Here is a 21837-nt window from a genome sequence, read left to right as displayed (position 1 = left end):
TCCTTGGTGGGGCTCGGGGGCTCGGGTTTGCGTTCCCCAATCCTATGGGTCCCGGAGACCGTCCCGCGCAGCCGCTCCGTTCAGCGCACCCGGGCCCGGCCCGAGGGGCGTTCGGAGGGCTGCTCCCGGCCGGCCGGCTCGGCCTGGTCGGGCAGGCCGGGGGCTGCGGTGGTCCGCCCTGCCACGGCGCCGGGCGTCGGGGCGGGGCCGGTGCACGGTGCCCGGCCGGCGGGCTCCGTGACGGCCCGGGCCTCATCGCGGGCACCGTCCCGGGCCCGGATCCAGGCGGTGATGCGGTCGGCCGGCATGGCGGCGGCGACCAGCCAGCCCTGGACGGCGTCGCAGCCGAGGTCGCGCAGCCGCTCCCACGTTTCGTTGTCCTCGACGCCTTCGGCGACCACCACCAGACCGAGGGAGTGGGCCAGCTCGACGGTGCAGCGGACAATCTCGGCGTCCTCGTTGTCCACGGCGAGCCGGCCGACGAAGGAGCGGTCGATCTTGAGCTCGCTGACCGGCAGCCGGCGCAGGTGCACCAGTGAGGAGTAGCCGGTGCCGAAGTCGTCGAGGGACATCCGCACGCCGTGGCCGATGAGGCCGGCGAGCGTGTCGGCCGCCTGCTGGGGGTCCTCCAGCATGACGTGCTCGGTGATCTCCAGTTGCAGGGAGCCGGCCGGAACGCCGTGCCGGGCCAGCCGCGCGGCCACCGCCCCGGCGAACCCGGGGGTGTACACGTCGCGGGGGGAGACGTTGACGGCGACGGGCACCCGGATGCCTTCCGCCCGCCAGCGGGCCACCTGGGCCAGGGCGGTCTCCAGAACGTAGTCGGTGAGCCGGGGCATCAGCCCGGACGTCTCCGCGATGGTGATGAACTCGTCCGGCGCCACTCGGCCGCGCTCCGGGTGCTCCCAGCGGAGCAGCGCCTCCAGTCCCGCGACGGCGCCGTCGAACTGCACCTTGGGCTGGTAGTGCAGTTCGACCTCACCGCGGTCCAGTGCGCGGCGCAGATCGCCGAGAAGGCTGAGCCGGTCCGGGGTGTTGCAGTCCCGGCTGGCGTCGTAGACCTGGACTCCGCCGCGGTCCCGCTTCGCCGCGTACATCGCGACGTCGGCGCGGCGCAGCAGGCCCTCGGCCTCCGGGGCGTGATCGGGGAAGACCGCCACTCCGGCGCTCGCTTCGACTTCCAGGATCAGGCCGTCCAGTTCCAGCGGGGCGCCGAGCCGGCCGAGGAGGGTGCGCGCGGTCCGCTGTGCGCCGGTGGCGGAATCGACCCGGGGCAGCAGGACGGCGAACTCGTCGCCGCCGAGCCGGGCGCTCTCCGCGCCGGGAGGCAGGGCCCGTTCGATGCGGTCCGCTATTTCCAGGAGCAGCCGGTCCCCGGTCAGATGGCCGAGGGTGTCGTTGACCGAGCGGAACCGGTCAAGGTCGATCAGGATCAGTGCGCACCGGGCTTCCGCGCCGGCGGCGTCCTCCAGGGCTGAGCGGGCACGCTGCAGCAGCCACTGCCGGTTGGGCAGGCCGGTCAGCGGGTCGAGCAGCTGGTCCTCGGCCCGGGCCCGGGCGATCCAGAGCGTGAAGTCGAGCGCGATGAGCGGGACGGCGAACAGCGGGAGGAGCACCGGCGTGCTGTCCGCGACCACGATGATCAGCGGCGCGATGCCCAGCAGGGCGACGGCGAAGAAGCCCTGCCGGAGGAGGGCGGTACGGGCCATCATCGGCAGCCCGCCGGGCGGGGCGAGACACATCCACAGCAGCAGCCGGGTGACCAGCAGGTAGGCGAGCGAGGAGAGCAGGAGGGCGGGCACTGCCGAGGGCTCCCACTCGGCGGGCCCCCACGGCTCCTGGACGGTGGGCCGGATCTGCCAGGCGGCGAGCACCAGGGCGGCGGCGGCGATGCCCAGGATGTCGGCGGAGCCGTGCAGCACCGCCTGTCTGCGGCGGTGCCCCCGGAAGGCTCCGACCAGGGTGACGACGGCGAAGCTGATGAGAAGGGCCGGTACCCAGCCGTAGAGCATCAGGACGGCGAGGGTGAGCGCGGCCCCCGAGCCGCTGCCGCCCCACCAGCGGTCCCGGCCGAGGGCCAGCAGGTGGCCGACGACAAGCACCGTGAGCAGGGCGATCCCCCAGCCGGCGGTGGCCGGCGGGAAGGGCGCGTGCCCCTGGGCGAGCGCCTGGAGCCCGCCGGCCGTCAGGACGGCCCCGGCCGCGGCGGGCACCGCGATCCGGACGGCCAGAGGCAGCGAGGCGCAGTCCCGCGGCGGCAGCACGAAGCGCTCCCTGGGTGCTGCTAACCGCATGCGGGCCCCTTTCGCCGAGACGGTGCCCGGTGGAAGAGGGCACCGTCCCACGTTAGGCCCGGGGGTGGGGGACGCGGGCGAAGACGCTCAGCGGTGGCCGGAATACGTGCTACCGCTTCCATGCGCATGGCATATGCCAAGGGCGTGTCGCGGATGTTCCGTCACTCCCCCGCGGGCGGGGCCACGGGCTCCGGCGGAGCGGCTGCCCGGGCGGTTTCCCTCGCTGCGTCGGGTCCCTCGGCCAGCAGCACGCCGAAACCCGCCTCGTCGAGAACGGGAACCTTCAGCTGCACGGCTTTGTCGAATTTGGATCCAGGATTGTCGCCTGCGACCACGAATGCGGTCTTCTTGGACACCGAGCCGGTGACCTTCGCCCCCAGCTCCTGCAACGCTTCCTTCGCCCCGTCACGGGTGTGCTGGAGGAGGGTGCCGGTGACGACAACCGTCACACCCTCCAGCGGCCGGGGCCCGGCGGCCTCCCCGCCCTCCTCCGCCATGCGCACCCCGGCGGCCCGCCAGCGCTCGACGATCTCGCGGTGCCAGTCCTCGGCGAACCACTCCTTCAGCGAGACCGCGATGGTGGGCCCGACCCCCTCCACCGCCGCCAGCTCCTCCTCGTCCGCCGTCATGATCCGGTCGATCGACCGGAACTCCCGGGCCAGCGCCTGAGCCGCCACCGGGCCCACATGCCGGATGGACAGGCCGGTGAGGATCCGGGACAGCGGGCGGGACTTGGCGGCCTCGATGCTCTCCAGCATCGCCAGGGCGTTCTTCTTGGGCTCGCCCTGCTGGTTGGCGAAGAAGCTGACGACCTTCGGCTCGCCCGAGGACGGGTCGCGCTTCGGCAGGCCGGTGTCCTGGTCCAGCACGTGGGACCGGATGGGCAGGAGCTGTTCGACTTTCAGGTCGAACAGGCCTCCCTCGTCCCGCAGCGGCGGCTCGGACGGCTCCAGCGGCTGGGTCAGCGCGGTGGCCGCCACATAGCCGAAGTGATCGATGTCCAGGCACTTGCGGCCTGCCAGATAGGCCAGGCGCTCCCGCAGCTGGGCGGGACAGGACCGTGCGTTGGGGCAGCGCCGGTCGATGTCCCCCTCCTTCATGGCTTTCAGCTCCGTCCCGCACTCCGGGCAGTGCTTCGGCATCACGAACTCGCGCTCACTGCCGTCCCGCAGGTCGGCGACCGGCCCCAGAATCTCCGGGATCACGTCGCCCGCCTTGCGCAGCGCGACGGTGTCCCCGATCAGCACGCCCTTGGCCTTCACCACCTCCTGGTTGTGGAGGGTGGCGAACTCCACCTCGGAGCCCGCCACGGTGACCGGCTCCACCACGGCGTAGGGCGTCACCCGTCCGGTGCGCCCGACGCCGACCCGGATGTCCACCAGCCTGGTGTTGACCTCCTCGGGCGGGTACTTCCAGGCGATCGCCCAGCGGGGCGCCCGCGAGGTGGATCCCAGACGGCCCTGCAGCGCGATCTCGTCGAGCTTCACCACCACGCCGTCGATCTCGTGCTCGACGGCGTGCCGGTGCTCGCCGAAGTACGCGATGAAGTCCCGCACCTCGTCCAGCGAGGACACCACCTTGCTGACCCGGGCGGTCGGCAGACCCCACTCCTCCAGCAGCACGTAGGCCTGCGACAGCCGGTCGATGGCGAAGCCCTCCCGGGCGCCGATGCCGTGCACCACCATCTGCAGCGGCCGGGTCGCGGTGACCCGGGGGTCCTTCTGCCGCAGCGAACCGGCCGCCGCGTTGCGCGGGTTGGCGAACGGCTTCTCCTCCGCCGCGACCAGCCCGGCGTTGAGCTCCTCGAAGCGCTCCATCGAGAAGAACACCTCGCCGCGGACCTCCACCAGAGCGGGCACCCGATCCCCGTGCAGCCGGTTCGGGATCTCCGCGATGGTGCGCACGTTGGGCGTGATGTCCTCCCCCGTGCGGCCGTCGCCCCGGGTGGCGGCCCGGGTCAGCAGCCCGTGCTCGTAGGTGAGGTTGACGGCCAGCCCGTCCACCTTCAGCTCGCACAGGAAGTGGTGGTCCAGGCCGGCCAGCTCCTCGGTGACCCGGGCCGCCCAGGCCGCCAGCTCCTCGTTGTCGAAGGCGTTGTCCAGGGAGAGCATGCGCTCCCGGTGGTCCACCGAGGTGAAGTCCGTCTCGTAGGCGCCCGCGACCTTCTGCGTCGGGGAGTCCGGGGTGCGCAGGTCCGGGTGCTCCTCCTCCAGGGCCTCCAGCTCGCGCAGCAGCACGTCGAACTCGGCGTCGCTGATCGTCGGCGTTTTCACGTAGTAGCGGAAGCGGTGCTCCTCGATCCGCTCAGCGAGCCGCGCGTGCCGTTCCCTCGCCGCTGCGGGCGCTGTCTGCTCTTCGCCGGCCACCGTCTCGTCTCCCGTCATCCATCACTCAGGGTTGTCCGCCAGGGATCGCGACGCCCTGGCGCAGTGCGCCAGCGCGGCCCGGGCATACGCCGGGGAAGAGCCGGCCAGCCCGCAGGAGGGCGTCACGACCACGATCTCCGCGAGAAGCTCCGGCGAAAGCCCCAACCTGCGCCAGAGCGCCTTGACACCGCTGACAGTACCGGCAGGGTCCGACAATTCCCCGGGCTCCGTGCCGACGGCGGGCAGCACACCGGCGAACAGCGCGGTGCCCTCCTCCGCCGCCTCCCCGATCTCGTCGTACTCACTCTCGGTGAGCAGGGCGAAGTCGAAGGAAATGCCGCTCACTCCACTCCTGCGCAGCAAGGGGAACGGCACCCCGGGCGCGCAGGAATGGACGACGACAGGATCACCGTCCGCGGTCGCGACCAGGTCGCGCAGCGCTCCTTCGACGATGGAGCGGTCCGGTGCCCGGTAGGTGCGGTAGCCGCTGGCGGTCCGGACACCGCCGTTGAGCACCCGCGTCAGGGAGGGCTCGTCGAGCTGCAGCACCGGTACGGCACCCGGCACCCGGCGGCGCACGTCGGCCAGCAGCTGCCGCAGCCCCTCGGCGAGGGAGGCGGTGAGGTCCCGGCAGGCGCCGGGGTCCCCCAGCATCGCCTCGCCGTTGCGCCGCTCCAGAGCCGCGGCCAGGGTCCACGGTCCGGTCACCGCGATTTTCAGGGCTCCCCGGTACCCCTGGGTGAACTCCTCCAGCGTGTCCAGGTCCTCCCGCAGCAGGGACCGGGCGCGCCGGGTGTCGCGGCCCGGCCGGTCGCTGATCCGCCAGCCGCTGGGCTCGACCCGCGCGTACAGCTCGGCCAGCAGCCCGGTGGTGCGCCCGATCATGTCCGCGCCGGGGCCACGCTCCGGCAGCTCCGGGAGGTACGGCAGGGTCTCCAGCGACTCGACGACACATTTCGCCGTCTCCCGGACGTCCGTGCCGGGCATCGACCCCACGCCGGTGGCGGCGGCCCGGCCCCACGGCTTGTTCCCGGCAGTTCTCTCAGTGCTCTCAGTGCTCTCAGTGCTCACCACCGCAGCCTACGAGCCGGCCGGCGGTGCACGGATCGGATCCCCGTCCGGCGGGGCCGCTCCCGCTGCCGGTGTCAGCCGCCCGGACGGACGCTGAGGTCGACGATCTCCGTGCCGGGCGGCAGGTCCAGGGCGGTCAGCACCGTGGTCGCCACGGAGTCCGCCGTCATCCAGCGGTCCGCCTCGTAGCTCTTGCCCTCCTGCCGGTGCACCTTCTCCTGCATCGGGGTCGCGGTGCGTCCCGGGTACACCGAGGTGACCCGCACGCCGTTCGCCTTCTCCTCCGCCCGCAGGGCGTCGGCGAGCGCTTTGAGACCGTGCTTGCTCGCCGCGTAGGCGCTCCACTGGGCGTTCGCGTGCAGCCCGGCGCCGGAGTTCACGAAGAGCACGTGGCCGGCGGCCTGCCGCAACTGCGGCAGGAACAGCCGGGTCAGCTCGGCCGGGGCGACCAGGTTGGCGGCCAGCGTGGCGTTCCAGACGGCGGGGGTCAGCTCGCCGACCGCACCGAGTTCGACCACTCCGGCGATGTGCAGCAGCGAGTCGACCCGTTCGGGGAGCGGCTGGTGACTGAGCGCCCAGGACAGCCGCTCCGGGTCGGCGAGGTCCCCGGCCAGCGTCCGGGCACCGGGGAACCGCTCGCGCAGCTCCCTGGCCCGGCCGGCGTCGCGCGCCCACAGCCAGAGTTCGTCCCCACGGGCGGCCAGCCGTCCGGCCACGGCCGCCCCGATGCCGGATCCTGCCCCGGTGATCACATGCGTTGCCATGCCCCCATGATCGCGCACCTCGCGCCGGCAGCTCCGGCCGGGGCCGGGCCGCCGGAGTGGCGCAGGCCGCGGACCCGGCCGCACATCCGGGGCACGGGGCCCGGGCCCCGGCCTCGCGGTCCGCGCCGGTCCGTACCACACTGGCAGTGGCGGGAGGTCATCGGAGGAGGGCCCCATGAACACGGTGCAGGACCCCCGCCCGCTGTTCGAGCGGGCGGCCGGGCAGACCGCTTCCCTCATCAGTGACGTCCGGCCCGAGCAGCTGGACCTGCCGACCCCGTGCCCCGGCTTCGACATCCGCCACCTCGTCGGCCACCTGGTGGAAGGCGTCAACCGGCTCGCCGGGATCGGCGAGAGCATCCCCGCCGAGCCGTTCGCGGAACGGGAGGCGCGGGTACCGGACGGCGAGTGGGCACGGGAGTTCGCCGCCGCGCAGGCCCGGTACCGGCTGGCATGGGCCGACGACACACTGCTCGACTCCCCCGTCACCATGCCGCGGGCGGCATCCGGCCGGGAGACCGTGGCCGGCTACGTGATGGAACTGACCGCGCACGACTGGGACCTGGCTCGGGCGCTGGACGATCCCCGGCCGCTCGACTCCGAGCTGGCCGAGTACGCGCTGGCCGTCGCGCTGCGGACGGTTCCCGAGGACCACCGGGGCGGAGTGTGGCCGTTCGGCCCGCCCCGGCCCGCCCCGGAGGAGGCCGACAGCTACCAGCGGCTCGCCGCCTGGCTGGGACGGCCGGTGTGACGGCCGGTTCCGGCCTCCCGCCTGCCCGGCCGGCCTCTCCGGGGAGATCCGGCGGCGTGCCGCCGGTTTGCGCGGGCCTCGGACACGGAAGCAGAGCCTGGGGAAGCCCGCGCGGACATCCGGTCCGCCGCCCCTGCGAGGTCTGGGAGGTCCCGTGCGGATCGCGATGAGTCAGCTGGTCTCCGGCACGGATCCGAAGCGCAATCTCCTGGCCATCGGCGAGTACGCCGCGCGGGCCGCGGCGGAGGGCGCCGAGATCGTGGTGTTCCCCGAAGCGGCGATGGCCCGGTTCGGGATCCCGCTCGGCCCCGTCGCGGAGCCGCTGGACGGTCCCTGGGCGGACGGTGTCCGGGACATCGCCAAGCACACCGGTCTGCTGGTGGTCGCCGGGATGTTCACCCCCGCCGAGGACGACCGGGTGAGCAACACCCTGCTGATCACGGGACGGGGCGTGGACACGCACTACGACAAGCTGCATCTGTTCGACGCCTTCGGCTTCGCCGAGTCGGACACCGTGGCCCCCGGAAACCGCACCGTGGTCGCCGAGGTGGACGGCGTCCACGTGGGGTTCGCCACCTGCTACGACATCCGTTTCCCGGAGCTGTTCCGGCGACTGGCCGACGAGGGCGCCCAGGTCATTGTGGTGCCCGCGTCCTGGGGCGCGGGCCCCGGCAAACGCGAGCAGTGGGAGCTGCTGGTGCGGGCCAGGGCCCTGGACAGCACCTCATGGGTGGTGGCCTGCGGACAGGCCGATCCCGAGTCGGTGGGAACCCGGCCCGCCACCTCTGCCCCCACCGGCATCGGGCACAGCCTGGTGGTCTCCCCACTCGGCGAGATCCGGGCCGGTCTCGGCGCCGCGCCCGAACTGCTGACCGTCGACCTGGACCTCTCGGAGGTCGAGGAGGCCCGCCGCGCCGTCCCCGTCCTCGCCAACCGCCGCCTCTGAGAACGGACCGCTCCGCCGGCCCGGCTCAGCGCTCGGCCGGGACGGGGCGTTCGGTGGTGGCGATGGTGCCGGAGCCGACCACCCGGCTGCCGTCGTAGAGCACCACCGCCTGGCCGGGGGCCACCGCGCGGACCGGCTGCTCGAAACGCACCCGGAGCTCATCGCCGACCGGCTCGGCGGTCACCGGGGTTTCCTCGCCGTGCGCCCGCAGCTGCGCGGTGTAGGAGCCGGGGCCGGAGGGCGGGGTGCCGCACCACCGGGGGCGGATGGCGGTGAGGGCCGCGATGTCCAGTGCCTCGGCGGGGCCGACCGTCACCGTGTTGTTCACGGGGGAGATGTCCAGCACGTAGCGCGGCTTGCCGTCCGGCGCCGGCCGGCCGATGCGCAGCCCCTTGCGCTGGCCGACGGTGTAACCGTGGGCGCCGTCGTGGGTGCCGAGCTTCTCGCCCTGCTCGTCCAGGATGTCGCCCTCCGCCCGGCCCAGACGGCCGGCGAGGAAGCCCTGGGTGTCCCCGTCGGCGATGAAGCAGATGTCGTGGCTGTCCGGCTTCTTGGCGACCGCCAGACCGCGGCGCTCGGCCTCCGCGCGGATCTCGCCCTTGGTGGTCACCGTGTCGCCCAGCGGGAACATCGCATGGGCGAGCTGCTGCTCGTCGAGCACTCCCAGCACGTAGCTCTGATCCTTGGCCAGGTCGGCGGCCCGGTGCAGCTCCCGGCTGCCGTCCTCGGCGCGCACCACCGTGGCGTAGTGGCCGGTGCACACCGCGTCGAAGCCCAGGGCCAGCGCCTTGTCGAGCAGGGCGGCGAACTTGATCTTCTCGTTGCAGCGAAGACAGGGATTCGGGGTGCGGCCGGCCTGGTACTCGGCGACGAAGTCCGCGACCACGTCCTGCCGGAAGCGCTCGGCAAGGTCCCAGACGTAGAAAGGGATGCCGATGACGTCGGCCGCGCGACGGGCGTCGCGGGAGTCCTCCAGGGTGCAGCAGCCGCGCGCCCCGGTACGGAAGGATTTCGGGTTCTCGGAGAGCGCCAGGTGAACGCCGGTCACGTCGTGTCCGGCCTCGGCGGCCCGGGCGGCGGCGACGGCGGAGTCCACGCCGCCGGACATGGCGGCGAGCACACGCAGGCGGGGAGCAGCAGTCATCACGGGTCCAGCGTAGTGGGCGCCGGACGGCGCGTGCAGGCAGCGGCCGGCGATCCCCCGGTGCAACCGGCTGTCCGGTGCGGGAGCGCGCGGCTGGGGCCGGTGACCGGTCAGCTGAGGCCGGCGGTGCGGGCCCGCTCGACCGCGGGCCCGATGGCCTCGGCCAGCACCGTCACGTCCTCCTTGGCCGAGGTGTGCCCGAGCGAGAAGCGCAGCGTCCCCCGGGCCAGCTCCCGGTCGGTACCGGTGGCCAGCAGCACGTGGCTGGGCTGGGCGACGCCGGCGGTGCAGGCCGAACCGGTGGAGCACTCGATGTTCTGCGCGTCCAGGAGCAGCAGCAGCGAGTCGCCTTCACACCCGGGAAAAGCGAAGTGCGCGTTGGCGGGCAGCCGGCCGGCCGGGTCGGGGTCGCCACCGAGCCGGGCGTCGGGGACTTCGGCGGTGACCGCCCGGATCAGCTCGTCGCGCAGCGCGCCGATCTCCCGGGCGAACTCCTCGCGGCGGGCGGCGGCGAGCTCCGCGGCGGCCGCGAAACCGGCGATGGACGGGACGTCCAGCGTGCCGGAACGGACGTCCCGCTCCTGTCCGCCGCCGTGCAGCACCGGAGTCGGCGTCCACTGACGGCCGAGCAGCAGCGCGCCGATGCCGTACGGGCCGCCGATCTTGTGCCCGGAAACACTGAGGGCGGCAAGCCCGGAGGCGGCGAAGTCGATCTCGAGCTGGCCGACGGCCTGCACCGCGTCCGCGTGCATCGGGATGCCGTATTCCTGAGCCACGGAGGCAAGTCGGGTGATCGGCTGGACGGTGCCGATCTCGTTGTTCGCCCACATGACGGTGATCAGTGCAATATTGTCCGGATCCTGCTCGATCGCCGTGCGCAGCGCGTCGGGGTGGACCCGGCCGTAGCCGTCCACCGGGAGCCAGTCGGCTTCGGCGCCTTCGTGCTCGACCAGCCACTGGACCACGTCGAGCACCGCGTGGTGCTCGACCGGGCTGACCAGGATGCGGGTGCGGTGCGGTGCGGCGGCGCGGCGGGCCCAGTACAGGCCTTTGACGGCGAGGTTGTCCGCCTCGGTGCCTCCGCCGGTGAAGACCACCTCGCCCGGCCGGGCGCGGAGGGCGGCGGCCAGCTTTTCGCGCCCCTCCTCCACCACCCGCCGGGCCCGGCGGCCGGCGGAGTGCAGGGCGGAGGCGTTGCCGGTGACCGGCAGCTGAGCCGTCATCGCCTCCATGGCTTCGGGCAGCATGGGAGTGGTGGCGGCGTGATCGAAATACGGCATGGTTCCCCGAGTCTACGAGCCCGGCGGCAACCACCGGGCCGTCCCACGCGTCGTTTCGGCCGGAGGAACAACGTGCAGGAGCATCCAGCGGGTACCGCGAGCGACCCCGAACACCGGGGGCCGTCCCGCCGGGCCGTGCTGCTCGGGGGGACCGCGGCGGCGCTGGGTGCCGCGGGGGCGTATGCGGAACGGGAGCGGCTGGCCCGGGCGTGGTGGCGCTGGTCCGGTATGACGGAGCCCCGGGTGGAGGGCGAGGTGGACCACCCCGGCGCGGAGTGGATACCGGCCTCGTCCCGGAACCTGCGGCGGGCCAGCCGGCCGCGGGACTACGCCATCGACCGCGTGGTGATCCACATGCCGGAGGCCACGTACCCGATCACGCTGCGGGTCTTCCAGGACCCGTCGCACGGGGCCGCCACGCACTACGTGCTGCGGTCGGAGGACGGCCATGTGGCGCAGCTGGCCCGTGAGCTGGACGTCGCGTACCACGCGGCGAACCGCGACTACAACGAGCGCAGCATCGGGATCGAGCACGAGGGCTGGGCCGCCGACCCGTCCTACCTGACGGATGTGATGTACGCCTCCTCGGCCAGGCTGGTGGCCGGGATCTGCGCGCGGCACGGCATTCCGGTGGACCGCGAGCACATCATCGGCCACAACGAGGTCCCGGAGGTGGCCCGGATCTGCCCCGGCCCGCACTGGGACTGGGACCGCTACCTGGATCTGGTCCGCCGGGAGCGCGAGGCCTGAGCCCTGCCCCGGCGCTGCCGGCCGGCCGCGTGCACGGCGCGTTTCCACGTCGAGGCGCCCCACCTGCACGGGGAAACGCGCCCGGTTCCCCCGGCCCTTCTGCTCAGCAGTCGCCGCCGGATTCGGCGACGACTTCCTCCAGGGTCTGGGCCCGGCGCAGCGGCGTGAAGCTGACGGTGCCACCGGGGTCGCCGTTCGCGTCGCCGCCGGTGAGGGTGTAGCCGTACACGGCCGGGCGGGGCAGGCTGTTGTAGCCGAACGGGGTGGAGGCGTAGTAGGCGCCGGTGTCGAGCAGGGCTGCCAGGTCCCCGGCGGCCAGCGGGGGCAGGGGCCGGTCGCGGGCGACGAGGTCACCCGCGAAGCAGCACGGCCCGGCCACGTCCTGGCGCACCGGCTCACCGGTGCGGGGGCGGCCAGCGGGGTCGTAGGCGGTGACCCGGATCGGCCAGGATTCGGGGGCGAAGACGGTGCGCACCGCGATCTGGGCACCGGCGTGGGTGATGGCGATCGGTCGCCCCCCGGAGGTCTTGGTGTACTCGACGCGGGCGAGTACCAGGCCGGCTTTGGCCGTCAGCGAGCGGCCGAACTCGGTGACCAGGCCGTAGCGGCCGTCGAAGAGGCCGGGTACCTCGGCGCGCAGCAGCCGGGCGTAGTCCCGGAAGGTGGGGGTCACTTCGTCGGAGGCGAAGTTGACCGGCAGGCCGCCGCCGAGGTCCAGGGTCTCGACCTGCCGGCGGCCGTGCGCCCGCTGTGCCGCGGTGTTGATCTCCTCGGCCAGCTCATAGGTGGCGCGTACTCCGGCGGCCATCTGCGCCAACGGCATGCCCTGGGAGCCGACGTGGCAGTGCAGCCGGGTCAGCCAGGGGCGGTCGCGGTAGGCGCGCAGCACGTGCTCCCGTGCCCCGGCGTCGCGCAGCGCGAAGCCGAACTTCGACGTGTCGGTGGCCGTGCTCATGGCGCCGATGCTGCCCGCCCCGAGCTGCGGATTGACCCGCAGACCCACTCGGACGTCCGTCGGGCCGGGGCCGAGGAGGGTGTCCAGGCGGTCCAGCTCCTGGGTGTTGTCCACGTTGAGGGCGACGCCCAGCGCCAGGGCCTCGCGCAGCTCCGTGACGGTCTTGGCCGGGGAGTCCAGCACGATGTGGTCCCCGGGCACGCCTGCGGCGCGGGCCAGTGCCAGCTCGCCGGGGCTGGCCACCTCGCATCCGATACCCATGCCGTTCAGCAGGCGCAGCAGCGGTACCAGGGACCCGGCCTTGACCGCGAAGGCGTGCAGGACCGGTTGGCCCGGCGCGGCTGCCTCGGCGAACGCCGTGTGCAGTGCCTGCGCGGTCTCCCGGACGGCGTCCAGGTCGAGCAGGGCGACGAGTGGCCGGTCGTCGTTGAGCAGCCGCTGCCCGGCGGCGGCGCGGACCGCGAGGTCGCGGCGGACGGGGAAGGGATGCGGGCCGGACGTGGCGGAGGTCTCCATACCGACCAGCCAAACACGGGCGCGCCCGGACGTCAGGGGCGGGCGGGCGCTGGGCTGTCGGGGGAATCGGGCGCGTTCCCCGTGGAGCAGGGCCGTTTCGACGGGGAAAGGTGCCCTCGGGCGTGCGTGAGGGCCCCGAACCGCTGCGCGCTGCGGATCGGTTCGGTGCCCTCACGTTCCGGGAGGCTGTCACGCCCGGCCCGGCAGGTCGGGGGCCGTGCGGCGCTCCGGCCTCAGTTGCCGTTCTCGGCCTGGAACATCCAGTGGTGCTTCTCGAGTTCGCCGGTCATGCCGATCAGGATGTCCTCGGTGACCGGGTCGACCTTGCCGGCCGCCGTCATGCGCTCCCGCATCCGGACGATGACCGCCGCCAGCGCGTCCACCAGTGCCGACACGGCGTCGGAGTCGCGCTGCCAGCCCTCGGGGAACTGCTTGATACCGGTGTGGGCGGCGACGGTGGCGGCCCGGCCGTCCGGGGCGACGCCCAGCGCGGACGCGCGCTCCGCCACCGTGTCGGAGTACTGCCGCGCGGTGGCCACCACGTCGTCGAGCTGGAGGTGCACGGTGCGGAACCGGGAGCCGACGACGTTCCAGTGGGTCTGCTTGGCGACCAGCGAAAGGTCGATCAGGTCGACGAGAGCGCCCTGCAGCGCCTCACCGACGACCTTGAGGGACTCCTCCGGCAATGTGCTCTTGATCGCGTACATCGATGCCCGCTTTCGTCCGAGTTTGAGCCTTCCTGCGCCAGCGTACCTCCGGACCCGCCGCGGCGTAGGGGACCATGTGGTCCATGCACCGGTCTTCACGGAATATTCGGCTCGCGACCGCTTCCGATCTCTCCGCGGTCTGCGAGCTGGTCAATGTCTACATCCGGAACAGCACGGCCAACTTCCGTACCGAGCCGCAGGAACCGGCCGAGTGGGAGGCCCTCTGGAAGGAGTTGCACGAGCGGTACCCGTGGTACGTGGCCACGGCCCCGGACGGTGAGCTGGCAGGGCTCTCGTACGCCCGCCCGTGGAACCCGCGCGGCGCGTACGCCTGGAGCGCGGAATCCACCGTGTACGTCGCTCCGGGACACCAGGGCCAGGGGCTGGGTGCGGCGCTCTACGGGCGGCTGCTGGCCACCTTGCAGGCCCAGGGCTACCGGAGTGTCGTCGCGGGCGTGGCGCTGCCCAACCCGGGCAGCGCCGCCCTGCACCGGGCCGCGGGTTTCGAGCCGGTGGGGACGTTCCGGGCGCTCGGCCACAAGCACGGCGACTGGCACGATGTCAGTTACTGGCAGCGCCGGTTCAGCACGGCCGCGGAGCCGCCGGGCGAGCTCCGCACGGTCGCGCAGGTGGTGCCGGTCACCGGAGGAGACGCCGGACGGGACGCCGGACCGGGCGGGGAGTAGCGCGCGGGGCCGGCGGCCGGCCGGGACGTCCCCGTCAGCCGCGCGGGGCGCGGGCCAGCTGCCGGGACTGGGCCACCAGGCGGTCGGCGCTGTCCCAGATGTCGGCGTCCTCCTCCAGGAAGCCACCGGCCAGGTTGCGGGTGGTGATGGCCACCCGCAGCGGGCCGGGGGCGGGGCGGGCCCGTACGTGGGTGGTGAGCTCCACGGTCGGCACCCAGCCCTTCAGGCCGAGGTCGAAGGCGGTCGGCGGCAGTGCGTCGCCGACCATCAGCAGCCCCAGCGGGTCGAGGTCGCGGCCGTCGGCGAAGGCGAACCAGCCGCGCATCTCGCCGTTGCCGGAGGGAGAGCCGAGGGCCCAGCCGGCCGTCGCGGGGTCGAGCCGGGAGTCGAGCCGCTGGATGAGATCGACGTCACCCGGCACGGGAGCGCCGTCGGGCGCGTCCTTCATGCCGGGGCACCTCTCGTAGGGTGGCAGCACGGGTGGTTTGGCGCTGGTCCTGACGTCCTCGGGCAGGGCGGTGAGGTCGCCGTAGGTGCCCAGGAAGCGGATGCGTTCCACCTCGTCGCCGTTCGCGTCGGCCTGGAAGAGCGAGGCGGACCCGGTGGAGAGGGTGTTTCCGGCCCGGGCGACCGCGGTGCGGATGACGGCCGGCCCCGGACGGGTGGCGGTCAGGAAGTGGGCGGTGACGGTGAACGGGTCGGGGTGCGGCAGAGTGTGGGCCAGTGCCCGCCCGAGCAGGGCGTTGAGGTAGCCGCCGTTGATCGCACCGATGATCGACCAGCGCTGCGAGATGTCCGCCTCGAAGACGCCCGGTTCGCGCGTACGCACCGTCGTGTCGCGGTCGAACTCGCTGTCCCCGATGTGTGCCTGGCTCATGACCCGCAGCCTACCCCGAGCACCTACTAAGCGGTAGCTCAGCTCTCGTCCGGAGCGCTGCTCCTGCGGTGCCATGCCCCGGGAGCCCGCCAGCCGAAGCGCAGGGCGAGCAGTCGCAGCGCGAAGGCGCCCAGCGCCGAGAGCGCCATCGTCAGGTCGTTCAGCGCGTCGTAGCGCAGCAGGAGGGCGACGGAGGACGCCCCGGCGATGGCCGGCAGGGCGTAGATCTCCTGGTCCCGGCGCAGCAGCGAGGGCACCTCATTGGCCAGCATGTCGCGTGCCACTCCGCCGCCCGCCGCGGTGGCCAGCCCCAGCGCCGCCGCGGAGAGCGTGCCGAGGCCGTACTCGTGGGCCTTGAGGGTGCCCACCACGCAGAAGAAGCCGAGGCCGGCCGCGTCGAACACCTGCACCGCGCGGTTGATCCGGGTGACCTGCGGGTGCAGGAAGACCACCAGTACGGTGACGACCAGCGGCGTCACGAAGTAGCCCAGGTCGGTGAAGGCGGCCGGGGGCACGTCCCCGATCACCAGATCCCGGAACAGCCCGCCGCCGAGGCCCGTCGCGAACGCCAGCACCGCCATGCCGAACACGTCGAAGTTCTTGCGGACGGCCAGCAGCGCTCCCGAGATGGCGAAGACGAAGATCCCGGCCAGGTCGAGCCAGTGCTGGAGCGAGGGCGTCAGTACGGTCACCCGGCATTTGTACCGGCTGATGCGGCGGGACCTCTCGGGGCCCCGCCGGGCCGCGCCCCGGCCGGGCGGCTCAGGTCTCGCGGGTGTAGAACGGGGACACGCAGCTGCGCAGCCAGTCCACGACCGGGTCCTCGGCGGCGTCCATGAGCACCAGCTGCACCGGCCAGCCGACCGGCTGCCGGGCCAGCGCCCGGCCCAGCGCCTCCTGCACGGCGCCGCTGGTCTCCGCCTCCAGCAGGTCGGTCTCCACTCCTATGAACAGCGCGGGAGGTGCGCCCTCGGCGCTGGCCAGGCCGCGCCGGGCCGCCCGGACGTTGCGGACCCCGGACAGCTCACCGGCCGCCGCGGCGAGGAAGTCCACCGGCTCCTCCTGCCAGTCCGGCTCGAAGAGCCGCATCCGGGCACCGGTGGGCTGCCCCGGCACCCGCTCCCCCGGGGTCGCACGGCACAGTTCCGCGACCGCGGCCGGCGGCAGGGGGGCCCCGACCGTGCCTCCCGGGTTCACCACGATCCCGGCCTGCGGCGGCAGCCCGCGGGCGAACTCCCAGGCCGGCGCGACAGCGAAGGACAGGTGTGCCCCGGCGCCCAGCTGGAACTGCTCGGCCGAGCTGAACACCGGCACATAGGCGCCGCCGTTGATCTCCAGGGTCGGAAGGCTCAGGTCGCTGCTGTCCGGGCCGCCGCCCTCCGGCAGTGGCACCCACAGCCTGCTGCGGCCCAGCACCTGCAGCAGCCGCAGCCCCGCGTCGGGCACTCCGACGGAGGCCGCCAGGGCCTCTTCCAGCTCGTTGGCGGGCCAGCCCGTCCCCGCTGCCCCCGCGCGCTGCCCCGGAATACTCATGTCGCCCCACTGCGTGTCGAACGGCGCGCCCGGCGCCGTCAGGTTTCCTCAGGAAGGGACCGCCCGCTCCCCGTCTCCCCCGCACCCTAATGGCTGCGCCACCCCGGTCCGCCGGGCTGCGGACGCCCGGACCGGGACCGGCCGGGCGTCCCGTTCCGGACCGCGGCCCGCCCGACGGCCCTCGTCCCCGGGACCGTGCGATGATGAGCGGACCAACTGCATAACGGCCGTTCGACCGCGCGCGGGAGAGTCCCCGGGTTCACCGGGGCGCCGAAGGAGCAAGTCCTCCCTTGAATCTCTCAGGCCCCTATACCGCGCACGGGAGGCAGATCTGAAAAGCGGGCCGCCCACCCCGGGCCGCCCCACCCACGGTGCAAGCCGCGCCCGGACCGGGCTGCGGCGAACCTCTCAGGTTTCCGATGACAGAGGGGGAGGAGCACAGCACCGGTGCGCCCGCGCACCGTTCGCCGCCCGTACCCCTGGGAGCCAGTACATGACCGACACCCCCCGCACCACCGCGCTCGACGCCGTGCACCGGGCCCTCGGCGCCACCATGACCGACTTCGCCGGCTGGGACATGCCGCTGCGCTACGGCAGCGAGCGCGAGGAGCACCAGGCCGTGCGCACCGCCGCCGGGCTCTTCGACCTCTCGCACATGGGCGAGATCACGGTCACCGGGCCCGAGGCCGCCCAGCTGCTGGACCACGCCCTGGTCGGCCGGCTGTCCGCCGTCGCGCCGGGCCGGGCCCGCTACACCATGATCTGCGACGCCGAGGGCGGGATCCTCGACGACCTCATCGTCTACCGGCTGACCGAGCAGGACTACCTGGTGGTCGCCAACGCCGCCAACGCCGGGACGGTGCTCGACGCGCTGACCGAGCGGCAGCCGGGCTTCGACGCCCTCGTGCGCGACGACGGGGCGGAGTACGCCCTGCTCGCCGTCCAGGGCCCGGAGGCCGCAGGCATCCTGAAGGGCCTCACCGACGCCGATCTCGACGGGCTGAAGTACTACGCCGGCCTGCCGGGCACGGTCGCCGGGGTTCCCGCCCTGATCGCCCGCACCGGTTACACCGGCGAGGACGGCTTCGAGCTCTTCGTGTCCCCCGGCGACGCCGAGCGGCTGTGGCAGGCGCTGACCGACGCCGGCCGCCCCGTCGGCCTGCTGCCGTGCGGGCTGTCCTGCCGGGACACCCTCCGGCTGGAGGCCGGCATGCCGCTGTACGGGCACGAGCTGACCCGCGCCACCACCCCGTTCGACGCCGGGCTCGGCCGGGTCGTGAAGTTCGACAAGCCCGGGGACTTCGTCGGCCGGGCGGCCCTGGAGGCCGCCGCCGAGCGCGCCCGCAGCAACCCGCCGCGCAAGCTGGTCGGGCTGGTCGCCGAGGGCCGCCGCGTGCCGCGGGCGGGTTACGCCGTACTGGACGCCGAGGGCGGCGTCATCGGCGAGGTCACCTCGGGGGCGCCGTCCCCGACGCTGGGCCGGCCGATCGCCATGGCCTACCTGGACGCGGAGCACGCCACGCCCGGCCCGGCCGCCGACACCGGCGTCGGCGTGGACATCCGCGGCACCAAGGAGCCCTACGCGGTCGTGCCGCTGCCGTTCTACCAGCGCGCGCGCTGACCTCGCGTCCACTCGCTGACACACCTCACCGCCGCACCGTCTCGATCCGGGAGAATCACCTCATGAGCAACCCCCAGCAGCTGCGCTACAGCAAGGAGCACGAGTGGCTGTCGGACGCCGAGAACGGCGTCTCGACGGTCGGCATCACCGGGCACGCGGCCACCGCGCTCGGCGATGTCGTCTTCGTGCAGCTTCCCGACGTCGGCGACCCGGTCACCGCGGGCGAACCCTGCGGCGAGCTGGAGTCGACGAAGTCGGTCAGTGAGCTGTACGCGCCGGTCTCCGGAGAGATCACCGAGGTCAACCAGGACGTGGTGAACGACCCGGCGCTGGTGAACTCCGCCCCCTTCGAGGGCGGCTGGCTGTTCAAGGTCAAGATCAGCGAGGAGCCGGACGACCTGCTCACCGCTGACGAGTACACCGCGTTCACCAACGAGTGACGCCCGCCCCGGCCGCCGGCTCCTCTCACCCACAGGAAGACCGCATGTCTCTTCTGAACAGTTCCCTCCACGAGGTGGACCCCGACGTCGCCGCCGCCGTCGACGCCGAGCTCCACCGCCAGCAGTCCACCCTCGAGATGATCGCCTCGGAGAACTTCGCGCCGGTGGCGGCGCTGGAGGCGCAGGGCTCGGTGCTGACCAACAAGTACGCGGAGGGCTACCCGGGCCGCCGCTACTACGGCGGCTGCGAGCACGTCGACGTCATCGAGAACATCGCCCGGGACCGGATCAAGGCGCTGTTCGGCGCCGAGGCGGCCAATGTGCAGCCGCACTCCGGTGCCTCCGCCAACGCGGCGGCGATGGCCGCCCTGATCAAGCCCGGCGACACCATCCTGGGTCTGGACCTCGCCCACGGCGGGCACCTGACCCACGGCATGAAGCTCAACTTCTCCGGCAAGCTCTACCAGGTGGTCGCCTACCACGTCGACGACGAGAGCAGCCGGGTGGACATGGCCGAGGTCGAGCGCCTCGCCGTGGAGCACCGGCCGCAGCTGATCATCGCCGGCTGGTCCGCCTACCCCCGGCAGCTGGACTTCGCCGCCTTCCGCCGCATCGCCGACCAGGTCGGCGCGCTGCTGATGGTGGACATGGCGCACTTCGCCGGCCTGGTGGCGGCGGGGCTGCACCCGAACCCGGTGCCGTACGCCGACGTGGTCACCACCACCACGCACAAGACGCTCGGCGGCCCGCGCGGTGGCGCCATCCTCTCCCGTCAGGAGCACGCCAAGAAGATCAACTCCGCGGTCTTCCCCGGTCAGCAGGGCGGCCCGCTGGAACACGTGATCGCCGCGAAGGCGGTGTCCTTCAAGATCGCCGCGTCCCCCGAGTTCAAGGAGCGGCAGGAGCGCACCCTGGAGGGCGCCCGGATCCTCGCCGAGCGGCTCACCCGGCAGGACGCCGTGGACGCGGGTGTCTCCGTGCTGTCCGGCGGCACGGACGTGCACCTCGTCCTCGTCGACCTGCGCACGTCCGAGCTGGACGGGCAGCAGGCCGAGGACCGGCTGGACGAGGTCGGCATCACCGTCAACCGGAACGCCGTACCCAACGACCCCCGCCCCCCGATGGTCACCTCGGGCCTGCGGATCGGTACTCCGGCCCTCGCCACCCGGGGCTTCACCACCGACGACTTCCACGAGGTCGCCGACATCATCGCCGAGGCCCTGCAGCCGGCGTACGACGCGGACAAGCTCAAGACCCGGGTCACCGCCCTGGCCGACAAGCACCCGCTCTACCCGGGGCTCGGCCGGAAGCAGTAATCCGCACCGCCCGCAGCAGCACGCGCGGGTGCACCGGCGATCCCGGGGCACCCGCGCACCGCCCACGAGCAGACAAAGGAGTCCGCGACGTGGCTCTCTCCGCGTTCGACCTCTTCTCCATCGGCATCGGCCCGTCCAGCTCGCACACCGTCGGCCCGATGCGGGCGGCCCGGATGTTCGCCCACCGCCTCAAGAGCGAGGGCGCCCTGGCCGGCACCGCCTCGCTCCGCGCCGAGCTGTTCGGCTCGCTGGGCGCCACCGGCCACGGACACGGCACACCCAAAGCCGTCCTGCTGGGGCTCCAGGGACACGCACCCGACACCGTCGACGTCAGCACGGCCGACGCCGAGGCCGAGCACATCCGCTCGACGAAACAGCTGCATCTGCTGGCCACCGAGACCGGCAGCTCCCACCCGGTCGCCTTCGACCCGGACCGGGACCTGGTCCTGCACCGCCGGCGCTCGCTGCCCCACCACGCCAACGGCATGACCCTGTGCGCCTACGACGCCGACCGCCGTCCGCTCCTCGAGAAGACCTACTACTCCGTCGGCGGCGGCTTCGTCGTCGACGGGGACGCCCTCGGCACGGACCGCATCAAGCTCGACGACACCGCCCTGCGCCACCCCTTCCGCACCGGCGACGAGCTGCTGCTCCGCACCCGGGAGACCGGCCTGTCGGTGTCGGCGCTGATGCTGGAGAACGAGCGGGCCTGGCGCACCGAGGCCGAGATCCGCGCCGGGCTGCTGGACATCTGGGCCGCGATGCGGACCTGTGTCGACCGCGGTATGGCGCAGGAGGGCATCCTGCCCGGCGGCCTGAAGGTCCGGCGCCGCGCCGCCCAGTCGGCCCGCCAGCTGCGCAGTGAGGGCGCCCGCGCGGAGCACGCCATGGAGTGGGTCACCCTCTACGCCATGGCGGTCAACGAGGAGAACGCCGCGGGCGGGCGGGTCGTCACCGCCCCCACCAACGGCGCGGCCGGCATCATCCCCGCGGTGCTCCGGTACTACCTGGAGTTCGTCCCCGGCGCGGACGAGGACGGCGTCGTCCGCTTCCTCCTCGCCGCGAGCGCCATCGGCATGCTCTTCAAGGAGAACGCCTCCCTCTCCGGTGCCGAGGTCGGCTGCCAGGGCGAGGTCGGCTCGGCCTGCTCGATGGCGGCCGGCGGACTGGCCGAGGTACTCGGCGGCTCCCCCGAGCAGGTGGAGAACGCCGCCGAGATCGGCATCGAGCACAACCTGGGCCTGACCTGCGACCCGGTGGGCGGCCTGGTGCAGATTCCCTGCATCGAACGCAACGGCATGGCCGCGGTCAAGGCCATCACCGCCGCCCGGATGTCGCTGCGCGGCGACGGCCGCCACCACGTCTCCCTCGACAAGGCCATCAAGACCATGAAGGAGACCGGCGCCGACATGAAGGTCAAGTACAAGGAGACCTCCCGCGGCGGCCTCGCCGTCAACGTCATCGAGTGCTGACCGGCAAGGCCCCGACCTGCCGTTTTCTGTCTTTCACCGCAGTCGGGGCCTTCCGTCCTTGTACCGCGCAAAGTCCCCGGGCAGTCCCTCGGACGGCCGTGAAAGGCGCCGCAAAGTCCCCAGGAAATCCCCGGTGTCGGTGACTGGATCGGGCTCTTCTCAATGCTGATGAGGGCCCGGGCCAGCCGTCTACTCCCACACACTTCTCCGAACCGACCGGCCGCGGCCATGCGGGCGGGGTCATGTCGGGGCAATCATGACCGGCAGCGTAACGGCCGGCCACCGGGTCCAGCCACGAGGTGTCCGGATGGCGCTGTCGTCGAGCGCGGCAGTTCGGCGTCCGGAAAC

Annotated in this window: 19 protein-coding genes and 1 riboswitch; of the genes, 8 read left to right on the top strand and 11 right to left on the bottom strand. The window is 73.1% G+C overall.

Annotated features, from left to right (window positions below; all coding sequences use genetic code 11):
• Positions 1 to 80 precede the first annotated feature (80 nt).
• The 4 genes from PJ985_RS12400 to PJ985_RS12385 all read right to left on the bottom strand — a co-directional run bounded on the left by PJ985_RS12400 (position 81) and on the right by PJ985_RS12385 (position 6495).
• On the bottom strand, positions 81 to 2294 hold the full coding sequence (locus tag PJ985_RS12400) for a putative bifunctional diguanylate cyclase/phosphodiesterase (protein WP_271683737.1): 2214 nt from the start codon (positions 2292 to 2294) through the stop codon (positions 81 to 83).
• Between the two features lie 161 nt (positions 2295 to 2455).
• Entirely contained in the window at positions 2456 to 4678 is a 2223-nt protein-coding gene (ligA, locus tag PJ985_RS12395) for an NAD-dependent DNA ligase LigA (protein ID WP_271683736.1), read from the bottom strand.
• A gap of 3 nt (positions 4679 to 4681) precedes the next feature.
• Positions 4682 to 5731 carry a methionine synthase gene (locus tag PJ985_RS12390; protein ID WP_443033470.1) on the bottom strand — a complete coding sequence of 350 codons (1050 nt, stop codon included), beginning with the start codon at positions 5729 to 5731 and terminating at the stop codon, positions 4682 to 4684.
• 74 nt (positions 5732 to 5805) lie between these two features.
• Positions 5806 to 6495, bottom strand: coding sequence for an SDR family oxidoreductase (locus PJ985_RS12385; protein WP_271683735.1), 690 nt, complete (start codon positions 6493 to 6495; stop codon positions 5806 to 5808).
• 175 nt (positions 6496 to 6670) lie between these two features.
• Here PJ985_RS12385 and PJ985_RS12380 point away from each other — a divergent pair, with 175 nt between their 5' ends.
• The gene (locus PJ985_RS12380; protein ID WP_271683734.1) at positions 6671 to 7246 is read left to right on the top strand and encodes a TIGR03086 family metal-binding protein; all 576 of its coding nucleotides are present in this window, start codon (positions 6671 to 6673) and stop codon (positions 7244 to 7246) included.
• Positions 7247 to 7400: 154 nt separating this feature from the next.
• A complete protein-coding gene (locus tag PJ985_RS12375) occupies positions 7401 to 8192 on the top strand; it encodes a carbon-nitrogen hydrolase family protein (protein WP_271683733.1) in 792 nt (263 codons plus the stop codon).
• Positions 8193 to 8217: 25 nt separating this feature from the next.
• On the opposite strand, the gene mnmA is transcribed toward PJ985_RS12375, so the two are convergent.
• Positions 8218 to 9336: a tRNA 2-thiouridine(34) synthase MnmA gene (gene mnmA, locus PJ985_RS12370; RefSeq protein WP_271683780.1), complete on the bottom strand. Its 1119-nt coding sequence runs from the start codon at positions 9334 to 9336 to the stop codon at positions 8218 to 8220.
• 110 nt (positions 9337 to 9446) lie between these two features.
• Positions 9447 to 10616 (bottom strand): cysteine desulfurase family protein, encoded by a 1170-nt coding sequence (locus PJ985_RS12365; RefSeq protein WP_271683732.1) that lies wholly within the window; start codon positions 10614 to 10616, stop codon positions 9447 to 9449.
• A gap of 72 nt (positions 10617 to 10688) precedes the next feature.
• On the opposite strand from PJ985_RS12365, the gene PJ985_RS12360 reads away from it, so the two are divergent.
• Positions 10689 to 11366 (top strand): N-acetylmuramoyl-L-alanine amidase, encoded by a 678-nt coding sequence (locus PJ985_RS12360; protein ID WP_271683731.1) that lies wholly within the window; start codon positions 10689 to 10691, stop codon positions 11364 to 11366.
• 103 nt (positions 11367 to 11469) lie between these two features.
• Here the strand turns inward: PJ985_RS12360 and PJ985_RS12355 are convergent, their stop codons facing one another.
• A complete protein-coding gene (locus PJ985_RS12355) occupies positions 11470 to 12837 on the bottom strand; it encodes a diaminopimelate decarboxylase (RefSeq protein ID WP_271683730.1) in 1368 nt (455 codons plus the stop codon).
• Between the two features lie 233 nt (positions 12838 to 13070).
• Entirely contained in the window at positions 13071 to 13544 is a 474-nt protein-coding gene (locus tag PJ985_RS12350; protein WP_271683729.1) for a Dps family protein, read from the bottom strand.
• An 83-nt stretch (positions 13545 to 13627) separates the two neighbouring features.
• Between PJ985_RS12350 and PJ985_RS12345 the strand changes: the two genes are divergently transcribed.
• On the top strand, positions 13628 to 14230 hold the full coding sequence (locus tag PJ985_RS12345; RefSeq protein ID WP_271683728.1) for a GNAT family N-acetyltransferase: 603 nt from the start codon (positions 13628 to 13630) through the stop codon (positions 14228 to 14230).
• 34 nt (positions 14231 to 14264) lie between these two features.
• Here PJ985_RS12345 and PJ985_RS12340 read toward each other — a convergent pair whose 3' ends face one another.
• From PJ985_RS12340 to PJ985_RS12330, 3 genes are all read right to left on the bottom strand, one after another.
• Positions 14265 to 15107 (bottom strand): thioesterase family protein, encoded by an 843-nt coding sequence (locus tag PJ985_RS12340; protein WP_271683727.1) that lies wholly within the window; start codon positions 15105 to 15107, stop codon positions 14265 to 14267.
• 38 nt (positions 15108 to 15145) lie between these two features.
• The gene (locus PJ985_RS12335) at positions 15146 to 15799 is read right to left on the bottom strand and encodes a trimeric intracellular cation channel family protein (RefSeq protein WP_271683726.1); all 654 of its coding nucleotides are present in this window, start codon (positions 15797 to 15799) and stop codon (positions 15146 to 15148) included.
• Between the two features lie 70 nt (positions 15800 to 15869).
• On the bottom strand, positions 15870 to 16640 hold the full coding sequence (locus tag PJ985_RS12330; RefSeq protein WP_271683725.1) for an enhanced serine sensitivity protein SseB: 771 nt from the start codon (positions 16638 to 16640) through the stop codon (positions 15870 to 15872).
• A 232-nt stretch (positions 16641 to 16872) separates the two neighbouring features.
• Positions 16873 to 16965, top strand: a riboswitch (glycine riboswitch).
• Between the two features lie 168 nt (positions 16966 to 17133).
• Here PJ985_RS12330 and gcvT point away from each other — a divergent pair.
• From gcvT to PJ985_RS12310, 4 genes are all read left to right on the top strand, one after another.
• Positions 17134 to 18261 carry a glycine cleavage system aminomethyltransferase GcvT gene (gene gcvT / locus PJ985_RS12325; RefSeq protein WP_271683724.1) on the top strand — a complete coding sequence of 376 codons (1128 nt, stop codon included), beginning with the start codon at positions 17134 to 17136 and terminating at the stop codon, positions 18259 to 18261.
• Between the two features lie 62 nt (positions 18262 to 18323).
• On the top strand, positions 18324 to 18701 hold the full coding sequence (gene gcvH / locus PJ985_RS12320; RefSeq protein ID WP_271683723.1) for a glycine cleavage system protein GcvH: 378 nt from the start codon (positions 18324 to 18326) through the stop codon (positions 18699 to 18701).
• 44 nt (positions 18702 to 18745) lie between these two features.
• Positions 18746 to 20017 (top strand): serine hydroxymethyltransferase, encoded by a 1272-nt coding sequence (gene glyA / locus PJ985_RS12315; RefSeq protein WP_271683722.1) that lies wholly within the window; start codon positions 18746 to 18748, stop codon positions 20015 to 20017.
• A gap of 89 nt (positions 20018 to 20106) precedes the next feature.
• Positions 20107 to 21489, top strand: coding sequence for an L-serine ammonia-lyase (locus tag PJ985_RS12310; RefSeq protein ID WP_271683721.1), 1383 nt, complete (start codon positions 20107 to 20109; stop codon positions 21487 to 21489).
• The last annotated feature ends 348 nt before the right edge of the window (positions 21490 to 21837 follow it).

Source organism: Streptomyces sp. ACA25, assembly GCF_028200735.1.
Classification (GTDB): Bacteria; Actinomycetota; Actinomycetes; order Streptomycetales; family Streptomycetaceae; genus Streptomyces.
This window is presented reverse-complemented; position numbering and strand designations above follow the sequence as displayed.

Bases quoted from the DNA above. Each gene is read 5' to 3' on its own strand.
- PJ985_RS12345 (WP_271683728.1), top strand. From the start codon at position 13,628: ATGCACCGGTCTTCACGGAATATTCGGCTCGCGACCGCTTCCGATCTC.
- PJ985_RS12365 (WP_271683732.1), bottom strand. From the start codon at position 10,616: ATGCCGTATTTCGATCACGCCGCCACCACTCCCATGCTGCCCGAAGCC.
- ligA (WP_271683736.1), bottom strand. From the start codon at position 4,678: ATGACGGGAGACGAGACGGTGGCCGGCGAAGAGCAGACAGCGCCCGCA.
- PJ985_RS12340 (WP_271683727.1), bottom strand. From the start codon at position 15,107: ATGAGCCAGGCACACATCGGGGACAGCGAGTTCGACCGCGACACGACG.
- PJ985_RS12350 (WP_271683729.1), bottom strand. From the start codon at position 13,544: ATGTACGCGATCAAGAGCACATTGCCGGAGGAGTCCCTCAAGGTCGTC.
- gcvT (WP_271683724.1), top strand. From the start codon at position 17,134: ATGACCGACACCCCCCGCACCACCGCGCTCGACGCCGTGCACCGGGCC.
- glyA (WP_271683722.1), top strand. From the start codon at position 18,746: ATGTCTCTTCTGAACAGTTCCCTCCACGAGGTGGACCCCGACGTCGCC.
- PJ985_RS12355 (WP_271683730.1), bottom strand. From the start codon at position 12,837: ATGGAGACCTCCGCCACGTCCGGCCCGCATCCCTTCCCCGTCCGCCGC.
- gcvH (WP_271683723.1), top strand. From the start codon at position 18,324: ATGAGCAACCCCCAGCAGCTGCGCTACAGCAAGGAGCACGAGTGGCTG.
- PJ985_RS12400 (WP_271683737.1), bottom strand. From the start codon at position 2,294: ATGCGGTTAGCAGCACCCAGGGAGCGCTTCGTGCTGCCGCCGCGGGAC.
- PJ985_RS12330 (WP_271683725.1), bottom strand. From the start codon at position 16,640: ATGAGTATTCCGGGGCAGCGCGCGGGGGCAGCGGGGACGGGCTGGCCC.
- PJ985_RS12385 (WP_271683735.1), bottom strand. From the start codon at position 6,495: ATGGCAACGCATGTGATCACCGGGGCAGGATCCGGCATCGGGGCGGCC.
- PJ985_RS12380 (WP_271683734.1), top strand. From the start codon at position 6,671: ATGAACACGGTGCAGGACCCCCGCCCGCTGTTCGAGCGGGCGGCCGGG.
- mnmA (WP_271683780.1), bottom strand. From the start codon at position 9,336: ATGACTGCTGCTCCCCGCCTGCGTGTGCTCGCCGCCATGTCCGGCGGC.